27 protein-coding genes and 2 tRNA genes are annotated in these 21,929 nt (G+C 34.6%); 21 read left to right on the top strand and 8 right to left on the bottom strand.

What is annotated here, in order from left to right:
* Positions 1-4: 4 nt before the first annotated feature.
* The 4 genes from RMR09_RS09570 to RMR09_RS09555 all read right to left on the bottom strand — a co-directional run bounded on the left by RMR09_RS09570 (position 5) and on the right by RMR09_RS09555 (position 3,295).
* Entirely contained in the window at positions 5-880 is an 876-nt protein-coding gene (locus RMR09_RS09570) for a cation diffusion facilitator family transporter (RefSeq protein WP_310595575.1), read from the bottom strand.
* A gap of 84 nt (positions 881-964) precedes the next feature.
* A complete protein-coding gene (gene murA, locus RMR09_RS09565; RefSeq protein WP_310595574.1) occupies positions 965-2,278 on the bottom strand; it encodes a UDP-N-acetylglucosamine 1-carboxyvinyltransferase in 1,314 nt (437 codons plus the stop codon).
* Complete coding sequence (locus RMR09_RS09560) at positions 2,279-2,995, bottom strand: DUF4290 domain-containing protein (RefSeq protein ID WP_310595573.1); 717 nt, start codon at positions 2,993-2,995, stop codon at positions 2,279-2,281.
* Positions 2,996-2,998: 3 nt separating this feature from the next.
* On the bottom strand, positions 2,999-3,295 hold the full coding sequence (locus tag RMR09_RS09555) for a DUF493 domain-containing protein (RefSeq protein WP_310595572.1): 297 nt from the start codon (positions 3,293-3,295) through the stop codon (positions 2,999-3,001).
* 148 nt (positions 3,296-3,443) lie between these two features.
* Between RMR09_RS09555 and RMR09_RS09550 the strand changes: the two genes are divergently transcribed.
* From RMR09_RS09550 to RMR09_RS09530, 5 genes are all read left to right on the top strand, one after another.
* A complete protein-coding gene (locus tag RMR09_RS09550; protein WP_310595571.1) occupies positions 3,444-3,983 on the top strand; it encodes an ATP-binding protein in 540 nt (179 codons plus the stop codon).
* Between the two features lie 64 nt (positions 3,984-4,047).
* Positions 4,048-5,943, top strand: a complete 1,896-nt coding sequence (locus RMR09_RS09545) for an ATP-dependent DNA helicase RecQ (protein ID WP_310595570.1) — start codon at positions 4,048-4,050, stop codon at positions 5,941-5,943.
* On the top strand, positions 5,943-6,890 hold the full coding sequence (gene fmt / locus RMR09_RS09540; RefSeq protein WP_310595569.1) for a methionyl-tRNA formyltransferase: 948 nt from the start codon (positions 5,943-5,945) through the stop codon (positions 6,888-6,890). Before RMR09_RS09545 ends, fmt begins: the two co-directional genes overlap by 1 nt.
* 178 nt (positions 6,891-7,068) lie before the next feature.
* Positions 7,069-7,341 carry an HU family DNA-binding protein gene (locus RMR09_RS09535; protein WP_264532738.1) on the top strand — a complete coding sequence of 91 codons (273 nt, stop codon included), beginning with the start codon at positions 7,069-7,071 and terminating at the stop codon, positions 7,339-7,341.
* Between the two features lie 116 nt (positions 7,342-7,457).
* A complete protein-coding gene (locus tag RMR09_RS09530) occupies positions 7,458-8,018 on the top strand; it encodes a YqgE/AlgH family protein (RefSeq protein WP_310595568.1) in 561 nt (186 codons plus the stop codon).
* Here RMR09_RS09530 and RMR09_RS09525 read toward each other — a convergent pair.
* Together RMR09_RS09525 and RMR09_RS09520 are read right to left on the bottom strand one after the other, a co-directional pair.
* Complete coding sequence (locus RMR09_RS09525; RefSeq protein WP_310595567.1) at positions 8,015-8,848, bottom strand: aminotransferase class IV; 834 nt, start codon at positions 8,846-8,848, stop codon at positions 8,015-8,017. The genes RMR09_RS09530 and RMR09_RS09525 overlap by 4 nt on opposite strands.
* Before the next feature lie 52 nt (positions 8,849-8,900).
* Positions 8,901-9,293 carry an START-like domain-containing protein gene (locus RMR09_RS09520; protein WP_310595566.1) on the bottom strand — a complete coding sequence of 131 codons (393 nt, stop codon included), beginning with the start codon at positions 9,291-9,293 and terminating at the stop codon, positions 8,901-8,903.
* Positions 9,294-9,444: 151 nt separating this feature from the next.
* Here RMR09_RS09520 and RMR09_RS09515 point away from each other — a divergent pair.
* The 7 genes from RMR09_RS09515 (at position 9,445) to RMR09_RS09485 (ending at position 13,244) form a co-directional block, all read left to right on the top strand.
* Positions 9,445-9,518, top strand: a tRNA-Met gene (locus RMR09_RS09515).
* Positions 9,519-9,597: 79 nt separating this feature from the next.
* Entirely contained in the window at positions 9,598-10,272 is a 675-nt protein-coding gene (locus RMR09_RS09510; protein WP_310595565.1) for a DUF1080 domain-containing protein, read from the top strand.
* Positions 10,273-10,371: 99 nt separating this feature from the next.
* Positions 10,372-10,698 (top strand): metalloregulator ArsR/SmtB family transcription factor, encoded by a 327-nt coding sequence (locus RMR09_RS09505; protein ID WP_310595564.1) that lies wholly within the window; start codon positions 10,372-10,374, stop codon positions 10,696-10,698.
* A 17-nt stretch (positions 10,699-10,715) separates the two neighbouring features.
* Complete coding sequence (locus tag RMR09_RS09500; protein WP_310595563.1) at positions 10,716-11,189, top strand: DUF6428 family protein; 474 nt, start codon at positions 10,716-10,718, stop codon at positions 11,187-11,189.
* 17 nt (positions 11,190-11,206) lie between these two features.
* Positions 11,207-11,818, top strand: coding sequence for a protein-tyrosine-phosphatase (locus tag RMR09_RS09495; RefSeq protein WP_310595562.1), 612 nt, complete (start codon positions 11,207-11,209; stop codon positions 11,816-11,818).
* 60 nt (positions 11,819-11,878) lie between these two features.
* A complete protein-coding gene (arsB, locus tag RMR09_RS09490) occupies positions 11,879-12,913 on the top strand; it encodes an ACR3 family arsenite efflux transporter (protein ID WP_310595561.1) in 1,035 nt (344 codons plus the stop codon).
* A gap of 106 nt (positions 12,914-13,019) precedes the next feature.
* On the top strand, positions 13,020-13,244 hold the full coding sequence (locus RMR09_RS09485; RefSeq protein ID WP_310595560.1) for a hypothetical protein: 225 nt from the start codon (positions 13,020-13,022) through the stop codon (positions 13,242-13,244).
* Between the two features lie 47 nt (positions 13,245-13,291).
* Here the strand turns inward: RMR09_RS09485 and RMR09_RS09480 are convergent, their stop codons facing one another.
* Complete coding sequence (locus tag RMR09_RS09480) at positions 13,292-13,744, bottom strand: DUF4442 domain-containing protein (protein ID WP_310595559.1); 453 nt, start codon at positions 13,742-13,744, stop codon at positions 13,292-13,294.
* A 206-nt stretch (positions 13,745-13,950) separates the two neighbouring features.
* Here RMR09_RS09480 and RMR09_RS09475 point away from each other — a divergent pair, with 206 nt between their 5' ends.
* The 5 genes from RMR09_RS09475 (at position 13,951) to RMR09_RS09455 (ending at position 18,243) form a co-directional block, all read left to right on the top strand.
* On the top strand, positions 13,951-14,406 hold the full coding sequence (locus RMR09_RS09475; RefSeq protein ID WP_310595558.1) for a DUF4870 domain-containing protein: 456 nt from the start codon (positions 13,951-13,953) through the stop codon (positions 14,404-14,406).
* A gap of 110 nt (positions 14,407-14,516) precedes the next feature.
* Entirely contained in the window at positions 14,517-14,849 is a 333-nt protein-coding gene (locus tag RMR09_RS09470; protein WP_310595557.1) for a PadR family transcriptional regulator, read from the top strand.
* A 2-nt stretch (positions 14,850-14,851) separates the two neighbouring features.
* Positions 14,852-16,573, top strand: a complete 1,722-nt coding sequence (locus RMR09_RS09465; protein ID WP_310595556.1) for a PspC domain-containing protein — start codon at positions 14,852-14,854, stop codon at positions 16,571-16,573.
* Positions 16,574-16,577: 4 nt separating this feature from the next.
* Positions 16,578-17,315: a head GIN domain-containing protein gene (locus RMR09_RS09460; protein ID WP_310595555.1), complete on the top strand. Its 738-nt coding sequence runs from the start codon at positions 16,578-16,580 to the stop codon at positions 17,313-17,315.
* A 79-nt stretch (positions 17,316-17,394) separates the two neighbouring features.
* Positions 17,395-18,243, top strand: coding sequence for a GIN domain-containing protein (locus RMR09_RS09455; RefSeq protein WP_310595554.1), 849 nt, complete (start codon positions 17,395-17,397; stop codon positions 18,241-18,243).
* Between the two features lie 46 nt (positions 18,244-18,289).
* Here RMR09_RS09455 and trxB read toward each other — a convergent pair whose 3' ends face one another.
* Positions 18,290-19,240: a thioredoxin-disulfide reductase gene (gene trxB / locus RMR09_RS09450; RefSeq protein WP_310595553.1), complete on the bottom strand. Its 951-nt coding sequence runs from the start codon at positions 19,238-19,240 to the stop codon at positions 18,290-18,292.
* Positions 19,241-19,400: 160 nt separating this feature from the next.
* Between trxB and RMR09_RS09445 the strand changes: the two genes are divergently transcribed.
* The 4 genes from RMR09_RS09445 to RMR09_RS09430 all read left to right on the top strand — a co-directional run bounded on the left by RMR09_RS09445 (position 19,401) and on the right by RMR09_RS09430 (position 21,912).
* Positions 19,401-19,475: transfer RNA gene (locus RMR09_RS09445), tRNA-Pro, on the top strand.
* A 205-nt stretch (positions 19,476-19,680) separates the two neighbouring features.
* Entirely contained in the window at positions 19,681-20,448 is a 768-nt protein-coding gene (locus tag RMR09_RS09440; RefSeq protein WP_310595552.1) for an AAA family ATPase, read from the top strand.
* 4 nt (positions 20,449-20,452) lie between these two features.
* The gene (locus tag RMR09_RS09435) at positions 20,453-21,352 is read left to right on the top strand and encodes a ParB/RepB/Spo0J family partition protein (RefSeq protein WP_310595551.1); all 900 of its coding nucleotides are present in this window, start codon (positions 20,453-20,455) and stop codon (positions 21,350-21,352) included.
* Positions 21,352-21,912, top strand: a complete 561-nt coding sequence (locus tag RMR09_RS09430; RefSeq protein ID WP_310595550.1) for a DUF5683 domain-containing protein — start codon at positions 21,352-21,354, stop codon at positions 21,910-21,912. The genes RMR09_RS09435 and RMR09_RS09430 overlap by 1 nt, the downstream gene beginning before the upstream one ends.
* Positions 21,913-21,929: the final 17 nt, after the last annotated feature.

Raw genomic sequence — 21,929 nt, 5'->3', positions numbered from 1 at the left:
TGGTTTATAGAGAATCATCCGGTTCAATATGAATCAAAACATGACCCAATTCAGGAATTTCAGCTCTCAAAGTGTCCTTGAGTTTATGAGCCAAATCATGTCCCTCTTTTACTGAAATAGTGGCTTTCACCCTAGCATGTAAATCAACATGGTATTTCATACCCGATTTGCGAATAAAACACTTCTCCGTATCGATAATTCCTTCTACTTTCTTTGCAACTAGCCTAATTGTATCGATCAAATCATCATACAAATGTTCATCCATAATTTCGCCCAAAGCAGGTCTGAAAATGAGAAAACTATTGTACAAAATAAACCCTGAAGCAAACAAAGCAGCCCAGTCATCTGCAGCCTCATATCCTTTTCCTAAAAATAGCGCAATCGAAATCCCAACAAAAGCAGCTACTGAAGTAATTGCATCACTCCTGTGGTGCCATGCATCTGCCTTTAAAGACGAACTATTCGTTTCTTTACTCCTTTTCATAACCACTTGAAAGGAATATTCTTTCCAAATAATAATAGCTCCCAAAACATATAAAGTCCACGATTTAGGCAAATCATGTGGAGTGCTAATATTTAGAATACTTTCATACGCAATAATGGTAGCCGAAGTAATCAAAAAACCAACTACTAAGAACGTAATCAAAGGTTCGGCTCTGCCATGTCCATAGGGATGATTCTCATCCGCCGGTTTGTTAGAATATTTAATCCCAAACAAAACCAGAAAAGAGGCAAAAATATCAGTAGTAGATTCTATCGCATCTGCTATAAGTGCATAAGAATTTCCAAAAAAACCTGCTAACGCTTTAATAAGAGCTAGTGCGGCATTTCCAATAATACTAAAATATGTGGCTTTAATAGCCGCTGCTACTTTTGGCATTGTATAAGTTTTATAAAAAAATCGTTTAGAGATTTTAAATGATAAAAAACTCTAAACGATATTTACTATTTGATTTATTTTGATTTATGCTCGAACAATATTAGCACCGATAGCTCTTAAACGCTCATCAATGCGCTCATAACCCCTGTCAATTTGATCGATATTTTGAATTGTACTTGTTCCTTTTGCCGAAAGCGCTGCAATCAACAAAGAGATACCTGCACGAATATCTGGAGATGACATCGTAGTAGCTTTTAATTGTGATTTAAAATCATGTCCAATAACCACTGCTCTATGTGGATCACACAACATAATTTTAGCCCCCATATCAATCAATTTGTCCACAAAGAACAAACGGCTTTCAAACATTTTTTGATGAATTAAAACATCTCCTTTGGCTTGCGTAGCTACTACTAATACAATACTCAATAAATCGGGTGTAAAACCTGGCCAAGGTGCATCAGCAATAGTTAATATCGAACCATCAATATCCGTTTTAACTTCATATCCATCTACATGAGATGGGATATAAATATCATCACCCTGTCTTTCTAACGTGATTCCTAATTTTCTAAACACATTGGGAATAACACCTAAATTATCCCAACTTACATCTTTAATTGTAATTTCTGATTTGGTCATCGCTGCCAAACCAATCCAACTTCCTATCTCAATCATGTCAGGAAGAATTCTATGCTCACAACCACCTAAACTTTCTACACCTTCAATAGTTAGTAAGTTAGAACCAACTCCTGTGATTTTGGCTCCCATGGAGTTCAACATTTTACACAATTGTTGTAAATATGGTTCGCATGCCGCATTATAAATAGTCGTGATTCCTTTAGCCAAAACAGCTGCCATAACAATATTAGCTGTTCCAGTTACCGAAGCTTCATCTAATAACATATGTGCCCCTTGTAAACCTTCGGCTGGAGTTTCTACTCCGTAAAAATGGTCTTCTTTGTTGTATCTAAATTTAGCACCTAAATTAATAAATCCTTCAAAGTGAGTATCTAATCTTCTACGTCCAATTTTATCTCCACCTGGTTTTGGAATATATCCTTTACCAAAACGAGCCAAAAGTGGTCCAACAATCATAATAGAACCTCGAAGTGCTCCACCTTCTTTTTTGAAAGCTTCTGTTTCAAGGTAATTTACATTCACCTCATCTGCTTGAAAAGTATACGAATTAGGTCCGTTTTTTTGAATCTTAACCCCTAAATTACCTAATAAAGTAATCAGTTTATTAATATCAATAATGTCTGGCACATTGTTAATTGTCACTTTTTCTGGGGTCAATAAAATAGCACAAAGTATTTGTAATGCCTCGTTTTTTGCTCCTTGTGGTGTGATTTCTCCTTTTAGACGAATGCCACCTTCGATTTTGAAAATTCCCATTTATTTTTGTTTATTTTTTTGAAACGTTTTTGGTTTTCCCTGTTTATTGTTTTTATTACCTTGAATCTTAGGCTGACCTGCCGGCGAAATTTTATTAGACACTCGTTTATTGGTTCGCAATAAATCAGTGGTATTTAATAACTCCTCGGTACTTTGTAATAAATTTAATTTCCCATCTGACAATTCGTAAAGATGCTCAAAAATAACATCATCTTTTACAGTGTCTTTATTCCAACTCAAGTAGGATTTTTTCATATGATTGGCAATTACTTTTACCAATGCATTTTTCATTTCTCCTTCTTCCCATTTGTTCGCTACATCAATCATGTATTTGATGTTGTTACCGTAATATCGGTATTTGGGAAAATTTTGTGGGTATTGTAAAACATCTGGTTTTAATTGCAATACTTCACGAGAAGGAATAGGATATGGAGAAACCACATCCAATTTAAAATCAGACATAATGAACAACTGATCCCATAATTTATGTTGAAAGTCAGGCACATCGCGCAAGTGCGGATTCAACGTACCCATTACCTGAATAATGTATTTAGCCGCTTTGTTTCGCTCCTCAGCATCTTCAATTACTGTAGCCTGATCAATTAATTTTTGCAAATGGCGTCCATACTCTGGAATAATCAAATGCGATCGCTCGGCATTGTATTCCAGGTGATGCACTACATCATTCGCATTTTCTTTAGTGTATTTTGAATTCATATTTTATAAGGAAACGATACCTTCTACTACCGAAACTTCGATGTATTTATCAATTATTTCTTGAGCGTCTTTCATTTGAACATCTACTGATACACTAGTAAATTTACCAGTTTTAGATTTAGTAGTTTTAATCACTGCACCCATACAATCAAAAGCATTTTCTACACGCTCTACATTATCAGCAACCGAAGGAACGATAAATTTGAATAAATATAGAGCAGGCCAAGTGTTACTCATATCCAACTCTACTTTTAATCTTTCGTAAAATTCAGCTGTTTTGTTTTCTTTCTCTTGATCCATTAGTAAGCTTAAAATAAAGGCAAATATAAGGTATTGATTTTAGATTTTAGAATTTCAAGTTATTTTTTGAAACGAATGACAATTATAGGTTGGATTAATTTTTAAAATCCCAATTACTTTAGGTAAATTTGCGACTTATTTACAAAAAGTGCAAAAAGAAATTGTAGTTATTATCGGAGGACCTGGCACAGGAAAAACAACTATTATTGACGGATTAGTTAGTAATGGTTATTGCTGTTATCCTGAGATTTCTAGACATGTAACTGCCGAAGCACAACAACAAGGCATCGAACAATTATTCTTAGAGAACCCGCTTCTTTTTAGCGAACTATTGTTAGAAGGAAGAAAGAAACAATTTCACGATGCGCATCAAGAACCACATAATGTTGTTTTTATAGATCGAGGAATTCCTGATGTTTTAGCCTATATGCACTATATTGGCGACAGCTACCCTGCTTTTTTTGATGCAGCTTGTAGAGAACATATTTACTCTAAAATTTTCATTTTACCGCCTTGGGAAGACATCTATATTAGTGACCAAGAACGGTATGAAAATTTTGAACAAGCTAAATTAATTCACAATCATTTAGTCGAAACCTATCAAAAATACGGGTACGAACTTATCGAAGTTCCTAAAGATACCGTAGATAAAAGAATTCTTTTTATCTTAGATAAAATTTCAAACTAATTTAATGCAATACAAATGGAATTTCCCTTTGTATTGAACAACCCAACGTAGCGCACTGAAATCGATGCAAACAGCACTAGCTATTCTTCAGAAATATTGGAAACACGATCAGTTTCGATCGCTACAAAACGAAATCATTGATTCAGTTGTTAGCGGCAAGGATACTTTGGCTATTTTGCCAACAGGCGGTGGAAAATCGATTTGTTTTCAGGTACCCGCCATGATGAAAGAAGGGATTTGTTTGGTCATTTCTCCTTTGGTCGCTTTAATGAAAGACCAAGTGGCTAACTTACAAGCACGAGATATCAAAGCGATTGCCTTGACTGGCGGAATTCGTTCTGAAGAAATGATTGATTTGTTAGACAATTGCCAGTTTGGGAATTATAAATTTCTTTATTTGTCGCCAGAGCGCTTACAATCAGATTGGATTTTAGACCGAATCAAGAATCTCCCAATCCATCTTATCGCCATTGATGAAGCACATTGTGTTTCGCAATGGGGACACGATTTTAGACCTGCCTATTTAAAAATTTCCGATTTAAAAAAGCACTTCCAAAAAGTGCCTTTTTTAACCTTAACTGCTACAGCTACCCCAAGAGTTAAAGAAGATATTATCACCGAAACAGGATTGCAAAATCCGCAACTATTTCAAAAATCATTTGCAAGAGACAACATTGCATATATGGTAATTGAAGCTGAAGATAAACTATACAAAATAGAGCAAATCCTCAAAAAGAATCCGCAACCTTCTATTATCTACGTTCGCAACAGACGTTCCTGCATTGACATTGCTAACCAACTGCAATCTTTAGGATTCAAAGCTACCTTTTATCACGGTGGGCTTTCGCCAAAAGAAAAAGACAAAAATATGGCGCTGTGGATGCAAGAAGAAGCTCAAGTGATGGTCGCTACTAATGCATTTGGAATGGGAATTGACAAAGCTAACGTCAAAACGGTAATTCATATTCAGCTACCTGATAATATCGAAAATTATTACCAAGAATCAGGTCGTGCGGGTCGTAATGGAGAAAAAGCATTTGCTGTCTTATTGACTAGTCCTTCAGACACACTTCAAGCCGAAAATCAGTTTCTATTGAATTTACCCGACAAGCCTTTTTTAAATTCGGTGTACATTAAATTGTGTAACTATTTCCAAATTGCCTACGGCGAGGGTATCAACGAACAATTCTCATTCAACCTGAATCATTTTTGTTTGAAATACAATTTTCCTACTTTAAAAACATATAATGCTATTCAGTTTTTAGACCGACAAGGCATCATTAGTTTGTCACAAGAATTTTCAGAGAAAATCAGCATGCAATTTTTGATTCCTTCGAAAGAAGTTATTCGCTACATTAGTTTAAATCCAAATGACGAGGAAATTATTCTCACTATTTTAAGAGCGTATCCAGGTATTTATGATATGCAAACTGCTTTTAACTTGGACTTTATTGCAAAGAAATCAAATCACAAGGTAAATGAAGTACAAGCTGTTTTACACAAATTAAAAGAAAAAGACATTATTGATTACCACGCAAAAAATAATGATGCCTCTTTAATCTTTAACGAAATTCGCGAAGACGAACGTACCATTAATCGAGTAGCAAAATATTTAGAAAGACAAAATCAACTTAAAAAAGAGCAATTACAGTCGGTACTACATTATAGTAATGACAAACAAAACTGTAAGAATCGATTGATTCTAGCTTACTTTGGCGAAAAAACAAAAGAAGATTGCGGAATTTGTTCCTATTGCATTACCAAAAAGAAAGTACCGAGTAACACTCAGTCGCTTTCGGATGCAATTCTTCAATTATTGGAAACCGAAGAATTAAATTCGAGAGAAATTCAAGAACGAACGCAATCTGATTCCGCTACTGTTATCGAACTGCTTCAAGATTTATTACAACAAGAACGTATCGCCATCAAAGCGAATAACAAATATACAATTCAACACTAATGGAAAAATTACGAATCGTCTTTATGGGAACTCCTGAATTTGCCGTTGGCATTTTAGACACGATTTTACAACACAATTACGAAGTTGTCGGAGTAATTACCGCAGCAGACAAACCCGCGGGACGTGGTCAAAAAATAAAATATTCAGCCGTAAAAGAATACGCTTTGACACACGAGCTTCCTTTGTTGCAGCCTATAAACCTAAAAGACGAGAGTTTTTTAGAAGAGTTAAAAGCCCTAAATGCTAACCTACAAATTGTAGTTGCTTTTAGAATGTTACCTAAAGTAGTGTGGGAAATGCCGTCATTGGGTACCTTCAACCTTCATGCTTCGCTCCTACCTAACTATCGTGGAGCAGCACCTATCAACTGGGCAATTATCAATGGCGAAGCCAAAACAGGGGTTACTACCTTTTTTATCGATGATAAAATTGATACCGGAGCTATGATATTGAATGTCGAAACAGCTATTAGCAAAAGTGAATCAGCTGGACAATTGCATGACCGATTAATGCAACTCGGTAGCGAAACCGTAATTCAAACTTTAGCATTACTTGAAAAAGGAAATGTCACGACAAACATTCAACAAGATACGGCAGACATTAAAACAGCATACAAACTCAATAAAGAAAACTGCAAAATAGACTGGACAAAATCAGTATCAGAAATTCATAACCTAATAAGAGGTTTAAGCCCTTATCCTGCAGCTTGGTGTTTCTTTAGCGACAAAGGAGAAGAATGGAACATTAAAATATACGAGGCAAATATTCTTAATGAATCGCATTCTTTGGCTATTGGTCAATTGGTTTGTACCAAAAAAGAAATGAAGATTGCGGTTCAAGATGGTTTCATACAGGTTCTAAGTTTACAATTTCCTGGAAAAAAGAAGATGACTACTGCCGAATTATTAAATGGAATCCAGTTTACTGAAAATGCAAAAGCCTATTAACACTCGGAAAAGTGAGTATTTATTACGTTTTCGGCTGAAAAAAGCATTGCTTTATGAACAAAAATCTTAAGTTATTAACAAAATAGCCCTAAAATGTATTTTTCCCTTGCACAGAAAGGATTTCCTGCTAAATTTGTTTAACAATTTTTTTTTAACCAACAATTAATAACTAATTATTATGAACAAATCAGAATTAATCGACGCTATCGCTGCTGACGCAGGAATTACTAAAGCAGCTGCTAAATTAGCTTTAGAATCATTTTTAGGAAATGTAGGTGGTACTTTGAAAAAAGGTGGAAGAGTATCTTTAGTAGGTTTCGGATCTTGGTCAGTATCTAAAAGAGCTGCAAGAGATGGTAGAAATCCACAAACAGGAAAAACTATCAAAATCGCTGCTAAAAATGTAGTAAAATTCAAAGCTGGTGCTGAATTAGAAGGAGCTGTAAACTAATTAAAGTTTTCCTGATATAACAAAAACCTTCCTTTTGGAAGGTTTTTTTATGCCTTTTATCGATATATTTTCACCACATACGATTTTTATTGTTAATTTTAATAAAAATTGAAGCCATGATTTCAGCAAAATTAAAAAAAGGACAACTTCTTATAGCCGATCCTTATATAATTGGCGACGCCTCATTTGATAGGTCTGTAATTTTATTGACCGTCCACAATCAAGAAGGCTCTGTAGGATTCATCATCAACAAACCACTCAAGTATTCAATAAACGATTTAATTCCCGACATTAAAGCTTCATTCAAAGTCTATAACGGTGGTCCTGTTGAACAAGATAATTTATATTTCATTCACAATGTACCAGAACTAATTCCTAATAGTGTCGAGATATCTAATGGGATTTTTTGGGGCGGCTGCTTTGATTCGGTAAAAGAATTAATCAACGAAAGAAAAATTACCAAAAATAATATTCGCTTTTTTCTAGGGTATACCGGTTGGGATGAAGATCAATTGGAATCAGAAATGGAACAAAACTCTTGGATTGTGACACCCAATAGCTATGAAAATAAAATCATCGGTAAATCGACAATCCATTTTTGGAAAGAAAAAATAATTGAATTAGGAGGCGATTATCTCATTTGGTCTAATGCTCCCGAAAACCCCTATATGAATTAGTTTTGAATTGATTCGTTCAACTTTTGCACCAACAAATTAGCCATTGTCGTAGCAAATTCTTTTTTTCTGTACTTGGTAATTGACTGAATTCCTTTGATCACATTGGTAAAAAATAACTCGTCTGCTTTTTGAAGGTCAAAAGGCGATATTACTTCTTCGACCACCTCAAGTCCCTCTACTTTTTTTGCCAACGCCAATACTTGCTTTCTCATAATTCCATTAATACAGCCTTCAGCAACTGGTGGAGTAATCAATTTATTCCCTTGGAGCATAAACAAATTTCCTTGTAATACCTCAACCACATTTTTACTATCATTCAGTAAAATACAATTGTCAAATCCATTTTCATCAGCATAAATACTGGCGGTAACATGAATCACTTTATTGGTAGTTTTTAAAGTCGAAATTAATTGTTTACTGATATAAAAATCTTTGTACAAATCGACTTCACAAGTTTTTTCTTCCCATACATAGGCTTGATTATCTAACGAACTAGTATGAATTAAAAAAGAAATCGTATTGGTAGTAGGCAAATAATACCCTCCATCATTACGATAAATGGTAATTCTAGCACGAGCAGCATCTTCCAATCCATTTGACTTGACTACAGAGAGTAGTTGCTCCTCAAAATATTCCATAGTAAAATTCATTGGAATTTCCATTCTAAGAATTCGCATAGAAGCCATCAATCTAAAATAGTGATCCTCTAAAAATAGTACTTTACCTTGTACAATTTTTAAGGTTTCAAAAACCGCATCACCATATAAAAAGGCACGATTTTGTGTTAATATATTTTCTGCTGTGCTACTGTCTCTGTTAAAATTAATCATAAAAAAGCCCTGAATTTTGTTCAGGGCAAATATAGTCTATAAAATATATTTTTTATACAGAACCGATAAGATGTTTCAAATCTGAAATTTGATTTTCCCACAACTGTTTAGCTTCGTCTAACTCGTCTTTTGGAGCAAAATCAATTACCAGTAAAGAAACGTCTTTAGTAATCTCATCTTCCAAAATATGCAATTCAAAAAAGTACTCTGTATCTTTCCCGTTATCGTCAACCCATTTAAACTTTACTTTCTCACCTGATTTCTTAGAAGCTAATCTTGCTTTTTCTTGTGAATCATTCCAAATGAACGTAAAGAACTCACCGCGAGAGTTTACGTTATCCGCAAACCACTCCGATAAACCCGAAGGAGTTGAAATGTATTGATACAATAATTGAGGGGAAGAAGTGATGGGGAACTCTATCTCGTAACGTACTTTTGGATCCATGAATGCTATTTAATTTTTTGTGAAATATATAGAATATAAACTCAAAAAAAAAGTGTTTTCAAAAATATTTTTTTTCTCATTTTATGCTTGCAAACATTATTATTATTTCTATATTTGCACCCGCATTGAGAGATGCATGACCTATACAAATGGCGAGGTAGCTCAGTTGGTTAGAGCGCAGGATTCATAACCCTGAGGTCACGGGTTCAACTCCCGTCTTCGCTACAAAATGTAAAACCCCTAATACGAATGTGTTAGGGGTTTTTTAATAGATTTTTATTGTAACACCCATAAAAACATATTAATGAAACCTATCTATTTTTTATCGCTTATATTCTTACTATTAGGTACAACAAGTTCAATGGCACAAAAGACAATATCACTTTTTAATCAAAATGATTTAAAAGGATGGTATGCCTTTGAGCCAGAAACAGGAAAACACAAAGAAGGATTAGACCTATTTGCAGTAGATAACAAAATGATTCGTTGTTATGGAAAGAAAGCAGGGTATTTAATGTCAAAAAAGTCATTCCGAGATTTCAAATTGACAGTCGATTTCAAATGGAATACCGACACTACATTTGTCAAGAAAAACAACAGCCGAAACAGTGGAGTCATGTACCTTGTACCTAAAGATACCCCTGATGAATTATGGCCAAAGGGTATTCAATTTCAAATTAAAGAAGGTGGAGCAACTGGAGATTTTGTGCTGCTTCAAGAAGTTACATTAACTATTAATGGAATTCAAACCCAACCTGGAAAAAGTGTCGTAGCCAAGCGTTTCCAAGAAGCCGAAAATCCAATCAACGAGTGGAATACACTAGTAATCACTTCTAACAACGGGACAATTACTCAAGAATTAAATGGGAAACTAGTTAACGAAGGCATTAATTCGTCTGTAACTAAGGGTCGCGTTTTATTGCAATACGAAGGCTTTCCTATTGACTTTCGAAAAGTAGAAATTGTCAAATTGAAGTAGGCTTAATTCAATCCCCGAATACCTAAAACAATAACTATTTTAAAAAATATATTTTTATATTTTTAAATATCGTAATATTACAATATACAAATATTACTCATGGGAATTACAAAAACAGAAAGTTTTACAACACAACAAAATGAATTAGCCATTCTTGCTAAGGCCATTGGTCATCCTGCACGAATTGCTATAATTGAATACTTATTAAAAACCGACTCATGCATTTGCGGGGATATTGTAAACGAATTGCCCTTAGCACAGCCCACCGTTTCACAACATTTAAAAGAATTAAAAAATGCTGGTTTAATCAAAGGAAATATAGAGGGAACTTCGATATGTTATTGTATTAACGAAGAAGGTTTTAACAAATTGAAAGGCTTTTTTGAACCTATTAATACGTACCTTACTAGTAAAGAATGTTGTTAACTAAAAAATAGAAAATCATGACACTATCAGCAATTAAATCCGAATTGAAAAAAATAAGTAGCATTGCATTCCAGTTGCCAAATGGCGAATTAGTTGCTCCTCACTTTCACGTGACTGAAGTGGGCAAAATTACCAAGCATTTTATCGATTGTGGTGGTACAATCAGAAATGAAGAAGTGGTGAATTTCCAATTATGGGAAGCGCAAGATTACGACCACCGTTTGCATCCCGAAAAACTATTGGATATTATCGAATTGTCGGAACAAAAATTAGGCATCACCGATTTAGAAATCGAAGTGGAATACCAAATGAAAGACAGTATTGGAAAATTTGGTTTGGAATTTGACGGCACACATTTTCAATTGACTTCCAAAATAACCAACTGTTTAGCTCCCGATCATTGTGGCATTTCAGAAAATAAAATACCCCCTGTTGGACAATGGAAAGCAAAAGCTAACACATGTTGCACACCTGATTCAGGCTGTTGTTAAATTAAAATGAATACAAAATGCATCAAAAACTGAACACAACTATCGAAAGCATTTCGAAAACTACAATTTCTGAAGAACGAAAAGAAGTTTTGAAACCACTAGTAGATTACATTCAAAATAAGGTCAATGCAAACGAAGAAATTCGATTGAACTTTATTTGTACTCACAATTCACGTCGCAGCCATTTATCCCAAATTTGGGCGCAAACGATGGCATTTCATTTCAATATCAAGAATGTATTTTGCTATTCGGGTGGTACCGAGGCTACCGCTATGTTCCCTAAAGTGGCCGAAACATTAACTAATCAAGGATTTCAAATCCAACAATTAAGTAATACGTCTAATCCCGTATATACCGTAAAATTCGATACAAACGAAGCTGCTATCCTCTGTTTTTCCAAAACATTTGACGATGCTTTCAATCCCAATAGTGAGTTTGCAGCTATTATGACCTGTTCGTCAGCCGATGCGGGTTGTCCGTTCATTGCGGGAGCTGAGAAACGCTTCCCTATTCGCTACGATGATCCAAAAGCATTTGATGGAACAGAATTAATGGACGCAAAATACGCTGAACGAAGCTTGGAAATCGCTTCGGAAATGTATTATGTTTTTTCGAAAATAAATAACTAATAATTACACCACACACCAATTTCAATACTGAATGTATCTTAATTTCTTAATGGTTCAACAATGAAAAAAAAACTAGGATTTTTAGACCGATTTTTAACACTATGGATAGTTCTCGCCATGCTAGTTGGTGTATCTATTGGCTATTCTATTCCCAATACTGCTGATTTTATCAATTCGTTTTCATCAGGAACAACCAATATTCCGTTAGCTATTGGATTGATTTTAATGATGTATCCGCCTTTGACAAAAATTGATTTTTCGCAAGTGCCAAAAATGTTTGAAAAACCTAAATTGCTCACCGCTTCCTTTTTCATTACTTGGATTGTAGGGCCTTTTTTGATGTTTTCTTTGGCTATCTTATTCTTACAGGACTTTCCAGAATACATGACGGGCTTAATCATTATTGGATTAGCGCCTTGTATTGCGATGGTGATTGTATGGAACGAACTCGCTGAAGGCAACCGAGAACTCACCGCAGGATTAATAGGCATCAACAGTTTGATACAGGTTTTCTTCTTTAGTTTGTACGCTTATTTTTATCTTGAAATTATGTTACCGCTATTTGGTATCAAAGGTTTAGCATTGAACATTACTATTGCCGAGATTGCTCAAACGGTTGGCATCTATTTAGGTATTCCGTTTGCATTAGCTGTGTCAAGTCGTTATGCTATCAAAAAATTCATTGGAGACAAATGGTTCAATCAAAAATTTATTCCGTTTGTTTCACCTATTACACTAATTGCTTTATTGTTTACCATAGTGGTGATGTTCAGTTTGAAAGGCGAAATGATTGTTAATTTACCCCTAGATGTACTCCGCATTGCTTTACCCCTGGTTATTTTCTTTGCCATTATGTTTACCTTAATGTTTTTTGTAAGCAAAAAAATCGGCGCTAATTATCGCGATGCGGTAGCCTTATCCTTTACCGCCTCTGGGAATAATTTCGAATTAGCTATCGCTGTTTCCATTGGTGTTTTTGGTATCAATAGCGGACAAGCTTTTGCAGGAGTGATTGGCCCATTAGTAGAAGTCCCTGCTTTGATTACTTTAGTAAATGTGGCGTTTTGGTGGAGAAAGAAGTATTATAATCAATAAATCATTTAAGCAAACATTAACTTTATTTTAAAAATCAATCTTGAAAATTATTTTATATTTGTGTGAGATTGAAAAATTAAAAATCAAACCGATAAAAAATAAAATTATGAAAAAGGTAGTTGCAATTGTAGCCTTGGCTTTGTTTACTGTAAGCATGAATGCGCAAGAAACAAAACAAGAGAAAAAAGAAATGAGCGTAACCATGAAGCATGACAAAAAAATGAGTGCTGATGAAGTAGCTAAATGTAAAGCCAAATGCAAAGCAGAAGGCAAAAAATGTGATGCTAAAATGGAAAAAGCATCTGGTAAAAAATGTTGTGCTAAAGCATAATTCATCTTACATTTTACAATAACAAAAGCCTCTTTTAGAGGCTTTTGTTATTTAACACGCACACTCCATTCAAAATCCATTTCAGAAACTTGAACACCTTGTTCATTCATCCCTATGGACTTCATCCAAAAGGTTTGTCCTTCTCCTGTAGCAATAGTTTTTTGAATTGCTTCTTCAATTAAATGTCCGTCATTACAGGTAAACGTGATGCGACCAGTAGCTTTTTTAGTAAAATTACCTTTATTATTAGCCACCAGCATCGATATCTTCTTTCCACTTTTTTGAATATGATACATGACTAAAGCTCCTGTACTCAATTCAGCTCCCATGGCTTGAACAGCAAAATACATCGACTGAAATGGATTTTGATTAATCCAACGGTGCTTTACCGAAACTACACATTGATTAGCATCAATAGTTTTTACCCTAACCCCACAAATAAATGCAGAGGGTAATTTGAATAGTAAAAATTGATTTAGTTTTGAAGCAGTAATAATCATAATGGCTAATTTTTAGTAAAAATAGCAAATTGAATTCAATAAGTTAGTTTCAAGAAAAAATATAGTTAAAATAATGATAGTCAATATTTTAAATTTATTACCTATATTTTAAAATGTTAATATTATGTTAATATTTACTACTATGTAAAACAAGATACTGTCTTTTAGATATATATTTGCATAAGAAATTACTATATACTTTTACTATGCTAACAAATTCAGAAAAAAAATGGGCCGCTTTTACACATCTAAGTGCTTTAAGTCAGTATTGTTTGCCTTTAGGAAATTTTGTGATTCCAATTATTATTTGGAGTTCCAAAAAAAATGAATCTGCTTTTGTGGATTACAATGGAAAACAATGTATCAATTTTCAACTGAGTATCTTATTGTACTCATTGATTTTGGGAGCTATCATCGTACCAGTTTTCATAATTACTTTTCTGAAACAAATTCCTTTGTATGAATTAACACAACACCATCATTTTACTAGTAACGAATTCAATTTTGGAGAAAATATTGGATTAATTAGCACAGGCTGCATAGCTCTTTTTATGCTTGCTGTAATAAAAATTACCGAATTTTTCTTGATTATTCAAGCTTCGGTCAAAACGGCTAACGGAGAACAATACAAGTATCCTTTAACTATAAAATTCTTAAAATAACGAAATCCCCTAGCCCCGATTATAATGAAAATCCTTTTTATGGAGCGGAGCAAAATAAAAAGATTGCAATGGAAAGCGGGATTAGCTTCAAATAAAAAATTAAAAAAATTATGAATATAGAAAACACAAAAGCCCAGATGCGTAAAGGTGTTCTCGAGTTTTGCATTCTCTCGGTTTTGAAAGAGAAATATGCGTACACTTCAGAGATTTTAGACACTTTAAAAAATGCTAAATTATTGGTCGTAGAGGGAACGATTTACCCGCTTTTGACTCGCTTGAAAAACGATGGCTTATTAGACTATCGCTGGGAAGAATCGACTTCTGGACCTCCAAGAAAATACTATGGTTTGACCGATGAGGGACAAACTTTCTTAAACGAATTGAATGGCACTTGGACCGAATTATCGAATGCTGTAAACTTAATCACCAATCAAAACGAATAGTCATGAATAAAACTGTAACCATAAATTTAGGCGGAATTGTATTCCATATTGACGAAGATGCGTACCAAAAATTATCGCGCTATTTTGATGCGATCAAACGTTCTTTGAATAATTCATCTGGACAAGACGAAATTATTAAAGACATTGAAATGCGTATTTCGGAATTGCTTAGCGAAAAATTAATTTCAGACAAACATGTAATTGGTTTAAAAGAAATCGACGAAGTAATTGCTGTAATGGGCCAACCTGAAGATTATATTATTGAAGACGATTCGAAAGGAGAACCTGCATATCAAGCGTACAAAAAATCAAAAAAATTGTACCGCGATAAGGACAAAGGAATGATCGGTGGTGTTGCTGCGGGATTAAGCCACTATTTTGGAATTGACGTTGTTTGGATCCGTGTAGTTTCTTTATTATTGTTCTTTGGTTTTGGAACTGGAGCATTAGCGTACATCATTTTGTGGATTGCTATTCCGGAAGCGGTAACTACTTCAGAAAAACTAGAAATGACTGGCGAACCAGTAACAATTTCAAGTATTGAGAAAAAAGTTCGTGAAGAATTTGATTCTGTTTCAGAGAAAATCAAAAACGTAGATTACGATAAATACGGTAACCAAATTAAAACGGGTGCAGAGAAATTTGGTAATTCGTTAAGCGAAATTATCTTAAATATCTTTAAGGTTTTTGCGAAATTTTTAGGCGTAATTCTCATCATCACAGGACTTACTGTATTGTTCTTTTTATTTGTTGGAATTTTCACTTTAGGCACAGGTGTGTTTGTAGAATTTCCTTGGCAAGAATTTGTGAATGCAGGTAATTTTACTGATTATCCTATTTGGGCTTTCGGTTTACTCATGTTTTTTGCAGTAGGAATTCCATTCTTTTTCTTGACTTTGTTAGGCTTTAGACTATTATCCCCAAGCATGAAATCCATTGGAAGTATCGCTAAATACACCCTGCTAGCTTTATGGATTATTGCTATTGCAATTCTAATTTCAATTGGAATTCAACAAGCAACTGAAGTCGCTTACGAGGGTAAATCAGTACAAAAGGAAACGTTGAATCTTAAACCAACCGACACGCTTCATATTAAGTTTAGATTCAATGATTACTACACCAAAGACATTGACGATAATGACAATTTCAGATTAGTGCAAGATGCAGCAAATAACCAACTGATCTATTCGAACAATATTCGTTTTGAAATTGTAAAAACAGACGAAAAAGCGCCTTACATTCAAATCGAAAGAAAAGCGAGAGGAAGGTCGTTTCAAGAAGCTAAAAAACGAGCGGAAAAAATTCAATTTGGTTATAAATTAGAAGGAAATCAATTGATTTTAGACAATTATTTATTGACTAACTTAGCGGATAAATTCCGTGATCAAGAAATTGCCATCTACTTGTATCTACCAGAAGGGACATTATTTAAAACGGATGATTCTGTAACCCATTATGACGAATCGGATAATGAATTTTTTAATCTTCATTTCAGTTCTGATGATTACATTTACAAAGTAAATAGTACACAAGTAAAGTGTTTGAATTGTCCTGAAAATGAAAACGAATACGACGATGTTGAAACTGGGATTACAGAAGACGTTTCTGGAAATGACACAATTGTTACCACAACTGTCAAGGTAAATGGAGAAGTCGTTACTGTAAATCAATCTGGTAAAAAAGGATTAACCGTAAATAAAGAAGGTGTAATTGTAAAAAAATAAAGTCATGATTAAAATTATCACTTGGATTACCAAAATTATTGTCATAGTACTCACAGCGTTATTCTTTAGCGGCTGTCATTTGGATTACAAAAGCATCAAAGGGAGTGGTGTTATCACTACTGAAAATAGAGCTGTAACAGGAAGTTTTACAGGTATAGATGTAAGTAGCGCCATTGAATTAACCCTCGAACAAGCTGATAAAACAGAAATAGTTGTAGAGGCCGATGATAATCTTCAAAATACTATTGTGACCGAAGTAAAAGACGGGAAATTGATTATCGCAAATAAATCGTATACCAACATCCATAATGGTACTAGAAAGGTGTTGGTGAAAATGCCAATTGTTGATAATTTAGAAGCGTCTAGCGCCTCGACCATCACTAGTCGATCTCTGCTAAAAGGAAGCCAAATCTATATTAAAACTTCGAGCGCTGCCAATATCAATTTGAATAGTATTGAAATGGATAATGTGATTTGCAATTCAAGTAGTGCTGGCGGAATTAAACTAAAAGGATTGGCCCTAAAATTAGAAACTAAAGCCTCAAGTGGAAGTAGTATTAAATGTTTTCGTTTGCTAGCCAATGAAGTAATTGCTGACGCTTCCAGCGGAGCCAATATTCAAGTGCATCCCGTTCTTAGTTTGAAAGCCGAAGCTTCAAGTGGTGCATCAATTAATTATGATGCAGCTCCAAAGACGATCAATCAAAAATCAAGTTCAGGCGGAAGTATTCAGCAAGACTAAAATCGTTCTGTTTAAAAATAAGAAAAATCATTCATCACAAGTGAATGATTTTTTTATATTTGTATAAAACCTACTTGCCATGAAACCAAAAATCTACCTTTCGATTATTACACTTATTTTTTCTACTTCAATACTATTGGCTCAAAAAGCGGAAAAAATAAAAGGTTCTAAAGTAGTTACAACTTCTCAAAAAGAGATTAAATCGTTCAATGCCCTCGAAATTGGAGACAATTTGGAAATCAATTTAGAAAAAGGAGACAAAAACGAAATCAAAATTGAAGCGGATGATAATTTACACGACATCATCAACTTAGAAGTACAAGATGAGATTTTAATGATCTCTACTTCCAAAGAAGCACAAGGTTTCAAAAAACTTTCAGTAAAAATTACGTACACCAATGATTTAAATTTGGTAACTACTAAAGATGAATCAGTCGTCAATGCAATTCAGGAGATAATTCTGGACAACATTACTTTTAAAACTTTTGATAAATCGAAACTGTTCTTGAATGTCAATTCAAAAAATTTCATTCTACAATCCAATGATAAATCTAAGATAGAACTCAATCTAAAAGGGGAAAATAGCTTTATTGAGCTAAGCAAAAATGCAACACTGAAAGCATTAATAAACAGTGTGGATTTAAAATGTGATTTGTACCAAAAAGCCAATGCGGTTATAGAAGGAGATGCAACTAATGCTAATTTAAGATTAGACAATTCAGCTGAATTAAACGCGCGAAATTTCAATATCAAAAATGGCAATTTAGCCATCGAGGGCAATGCTAATTGCAGCATATTAGCCGAAAACAGTATTGCAATTAGTGCTACAGACAGAGCCGAAATTGCGCTGTTTGGAACACCTAAAATAGAGATTAACAAATTAGAAGGAGAAGCCAAACTACTTAAAAAGCTTTCTTCTAAAAAATAAAAAAAGTCCCAATATTGGGACTTTTTTTTATACGCTGTAAATGATATTAATGACCTTTGGCAGCCAAATAACGTTCTGCATCCAATGCAGCCATACAACCTGTTCCTGCAGCCGTAATTGCTTGACGGTACACATGATCAGCAGCATCTCCTGCTACAAAAACTCCTGCTACATTCGTTTTTGAAGTTCCTGGAGTATTCACAATATAACCTGTTTCGTCCAAAGTGATATAATCTTTAAAAATTGCCGTATTCGGTTGGTGACCAATCGCTACAAAGAAACCAGTTGCTGGAATTTCAAAAATTTCATCTGTCGATTTATTTTTTGCTTTCACTCCTGTCACCACTTGTTCGTCACCCAATACCTCTACCGTATCGTGATTCATTAAAATCGTAATATTTTCTGTAGCACGAACACGTTCTTCCATAATTTTAGAAGCTCTAAATTTCTCACTACGCACTAGCATTGTTACTTTTTTACACAATTTAGATAAGTAATGCGCTTCTTCACAAGCTGAATCCCCAGCTCCAACAATCACTACCTCTTGATTTCTGTAGAAAAATCCATCACACACTGCACAAGCCGAAACACCTCCACCCATTTTTAAATAATGTTGTTCTGAAGGCAATCCTAAATATTTAGCCGAAGCACCTGTAGAAATAATTACGGTATCACAATGCAATTCGATACTATCATTAATCCAAACTTTATGAACTGGTCCTGAAAAATCTACTTTAGTAGCCCATCCATCACGAATATCAGCACCAAAACGTTGTGCTTGTGCCTGCAATTGTATCATCATCTCTGGCCCAGTTACTCCATCAACATACCCTGGGAAATTTTCTACTTCATTGGTAGTGGTCAATTGTCCCCCAGGTTGCATTCCTTGATATAAAACAGGGTTCATATTGGCTCTAGCCGCATAAATAGCCGCAGTATAACCTGCTGGTCCAGAACCTATGATAAGGCATTTAATTTTTTCGATTGTATCTGACATAGTAGTACTTATTTGTATTTTTTTGATGTTACAAAGGTAGTTTTTAAATAAAAATAGCAAACGAAAAAACATCATTTTTAGTTATTTAAAAATAATCGTTGCCTATTTTTACTTTTGACTTGCTAAAATAAAAATTAATTCTATCTTTGCACTCGCGTTACGGGGTGTAGCGTAGCCCGGTTATCGCGCCTGCTTTGGGAGCAGGAGGCCGCAGGTTCGAATCCTGCCACCCCGACAAAAATCCTTTTTGCTTTGCAAAAGGGATTTTTTATTTTAAATCCATTCCTTTTCCCTCTTTTCAAAAATTGAAAAACGAATCTAAAACCCACTTTTAAAAGCTGTCAAATACCAACAAATCAAGCCGTAACAAATGTTAACAAAATAGATTTTCAGAAACGAGAATTAATTGTATTTTTACCATTCAAAATTTAAAAAAATAAATGGGTAAAATCATTGCTATTGCCAATCAAAAAGGAGGAGTTGGAAAAACTACAACATCAGTAAATCTGGCGGCTTCCTTAGGAGTTTTAGAAAAAAAAGTACTACTTATTGACGCTGACCCCCAAGCGAATGCAACTTCGGGATTGGGAATCGATGTGGAATCAGTTGAAATTGGTACCTACCAGATTTTAGAACATAGCCATTCCCCAAAGGAAGCGATCATCAGTTGTTCGGCTCCGAATGTCGATGTAATCCCTGCCCATATTGACTTAGTTGCCATCGAAATCGAATTGGTAGACAAAGAAAATAGAGAATATATGCTGAAACAAGCATTGCAAAGTGTAAAAGAGGATTATGACTTTATCATTATCGACTGCGCTCCTTCGTTAGGATTATTGACTTTAAATGCCCTAACGGCTGCTGACTCGGTAATCATCCCAATCCAATGTGAATATTTTGCATTGGAAGGTTTAGGAAAATTATTGAATACCATTAAAAGTATTCAAAAAATACACAATCCAGAATTGGACATAGAAGGATTATTATTGACCATGTTTGATTCTCGTTTGCGTTTATCAAACCAAGTGGTAGAAGAAGTGCAGAAACATTTTAACGATATGGTATTTGAGACCATTATCCAACGAAATATCAAATTAAGCGAAGCGCCTAGTTTTGGCGAAAGCATTATAAATTATGACGCTACAAGTAAAGGGGCTACCAACTACTTGCATTTAGCTCAAGAAGTAATTCAAAAAAATAGCAACTAATTGTATGGCAAAAGCAATAAAAAAACAAGCCCTAGGAAGAGGACTATCAGCCTTGTTGAAAGATCCAGAAAACGACATTAAATCAGTACATGATAAAAATGCCGACAAGGTGGTTGGGAATATCATTGAGCTAGAAATTGATGCCATTGAAATCAACCCGTTTCAACCTCGTAGCAATTTCAACGAAGAATCGCTAAAAGAATTAGCAACTTCTATCAAGGAATTAGGAGTGATTCAACCCATTACTGTTCGTAAATTAGACTTCAATAAATACCAATTAATTTCAGGGGAACGTCGTTTACGTGCCTCTACTTTGGTGGGTTTAAAAACCGTTCCTGCTTACATCCGTATTGCAAACGACAATGAATCTTTAGTAATGGCCTTGGTAGAAAATATCCAACGTCATGACTTAGATCCAATTGAGATTGCACTATCCTACCAACGATTGATGGACGAAATCGAATTGACCCAAGAACAAATGAGTGAGCGAGTTGGTAAAAAACGTTCTACTATTGCCAACTACTTACGTCTATTGAAATTAGACCCAATTATCCAAACTGGAATTCGCGATGGTTTCATTAGTATGGGACACGGTCGTGCCATCATCAACATTGAAGACTTAGATGTTCAAACGGATATATACCAAAAAATTGTAAGTCAAAATCTATCTGTTCGTAATACTGAAGCCTTGGTTAAAAACTACCAAGAGAGCTTGAAACCTAAAGCAGCTACTAAAGCTAAATCGGCTTCATTTGAAGTAGCTCCAAGCGAAAAAAATAAATTTGCAGACTATTTTGGTGCAAAAGTAGATATCAAAGTTGCTGGAAATGGTAAAGGAAAAATTACGATTCCATTCCACTCTGAAGAAGACTTCAACCGAATTATCAAACTAATCAAAGGATAGTGCAAAAAGTTGTTTTCATAGCTATTTTCTTTTTATTTTTGGGAAACACTTTCGTTTTTGCACAAGGGAAGCCTATCGCAACCCGAACAGCAAAAGATAGCTTGAAATCCAATAATATAGACCCTTTAACTCCTGCAAAAGCAGCTTTTTATTCGGCTGTCTTACCTGGTTTAGGCCAGGCTTACAATAAAAAATACTGGAAAATTCCTTTGGTATATGGCGCTATTGGTACTAGTCTTTATTTTTACATCAGTAGTAACACAAAATACCACGAATACCGAGATGCATACAAACGCAGACTGGAAGGCTACAGCGATGATAAATTCAGCTATTTAGACACCAACCGATTGATTACCGCTCAAAAATTCTACCAACGCAACCGCGATTTATCAGCGCTTTTTGTGGTTGGTTTTTATGCTTTAAACATTATCGATGCCAATGTAGATGCCGCTTTAATACAATTTAATGTCAACGAAAATTTGTCGGTAAGACCGAATGTATATCCCGATGTTGTAACATTTAAGACCAACGTTGGACTAACACTTAATTATAATTTTTAGAACGAATTGATTAGCTT

The organism is Flavobacterium sp. (assembly GCF_031537875.1).
In the GTDB taxonomy this organism is placed as follows: Bacteria; Bacteroidota; Bacteroidia; order Flavobacteriales; family Flavobacteriaceae; genus Flavobacterium.
This window is presented reverse-complemented; position numbering and strand designations above follow the sequence as displayed.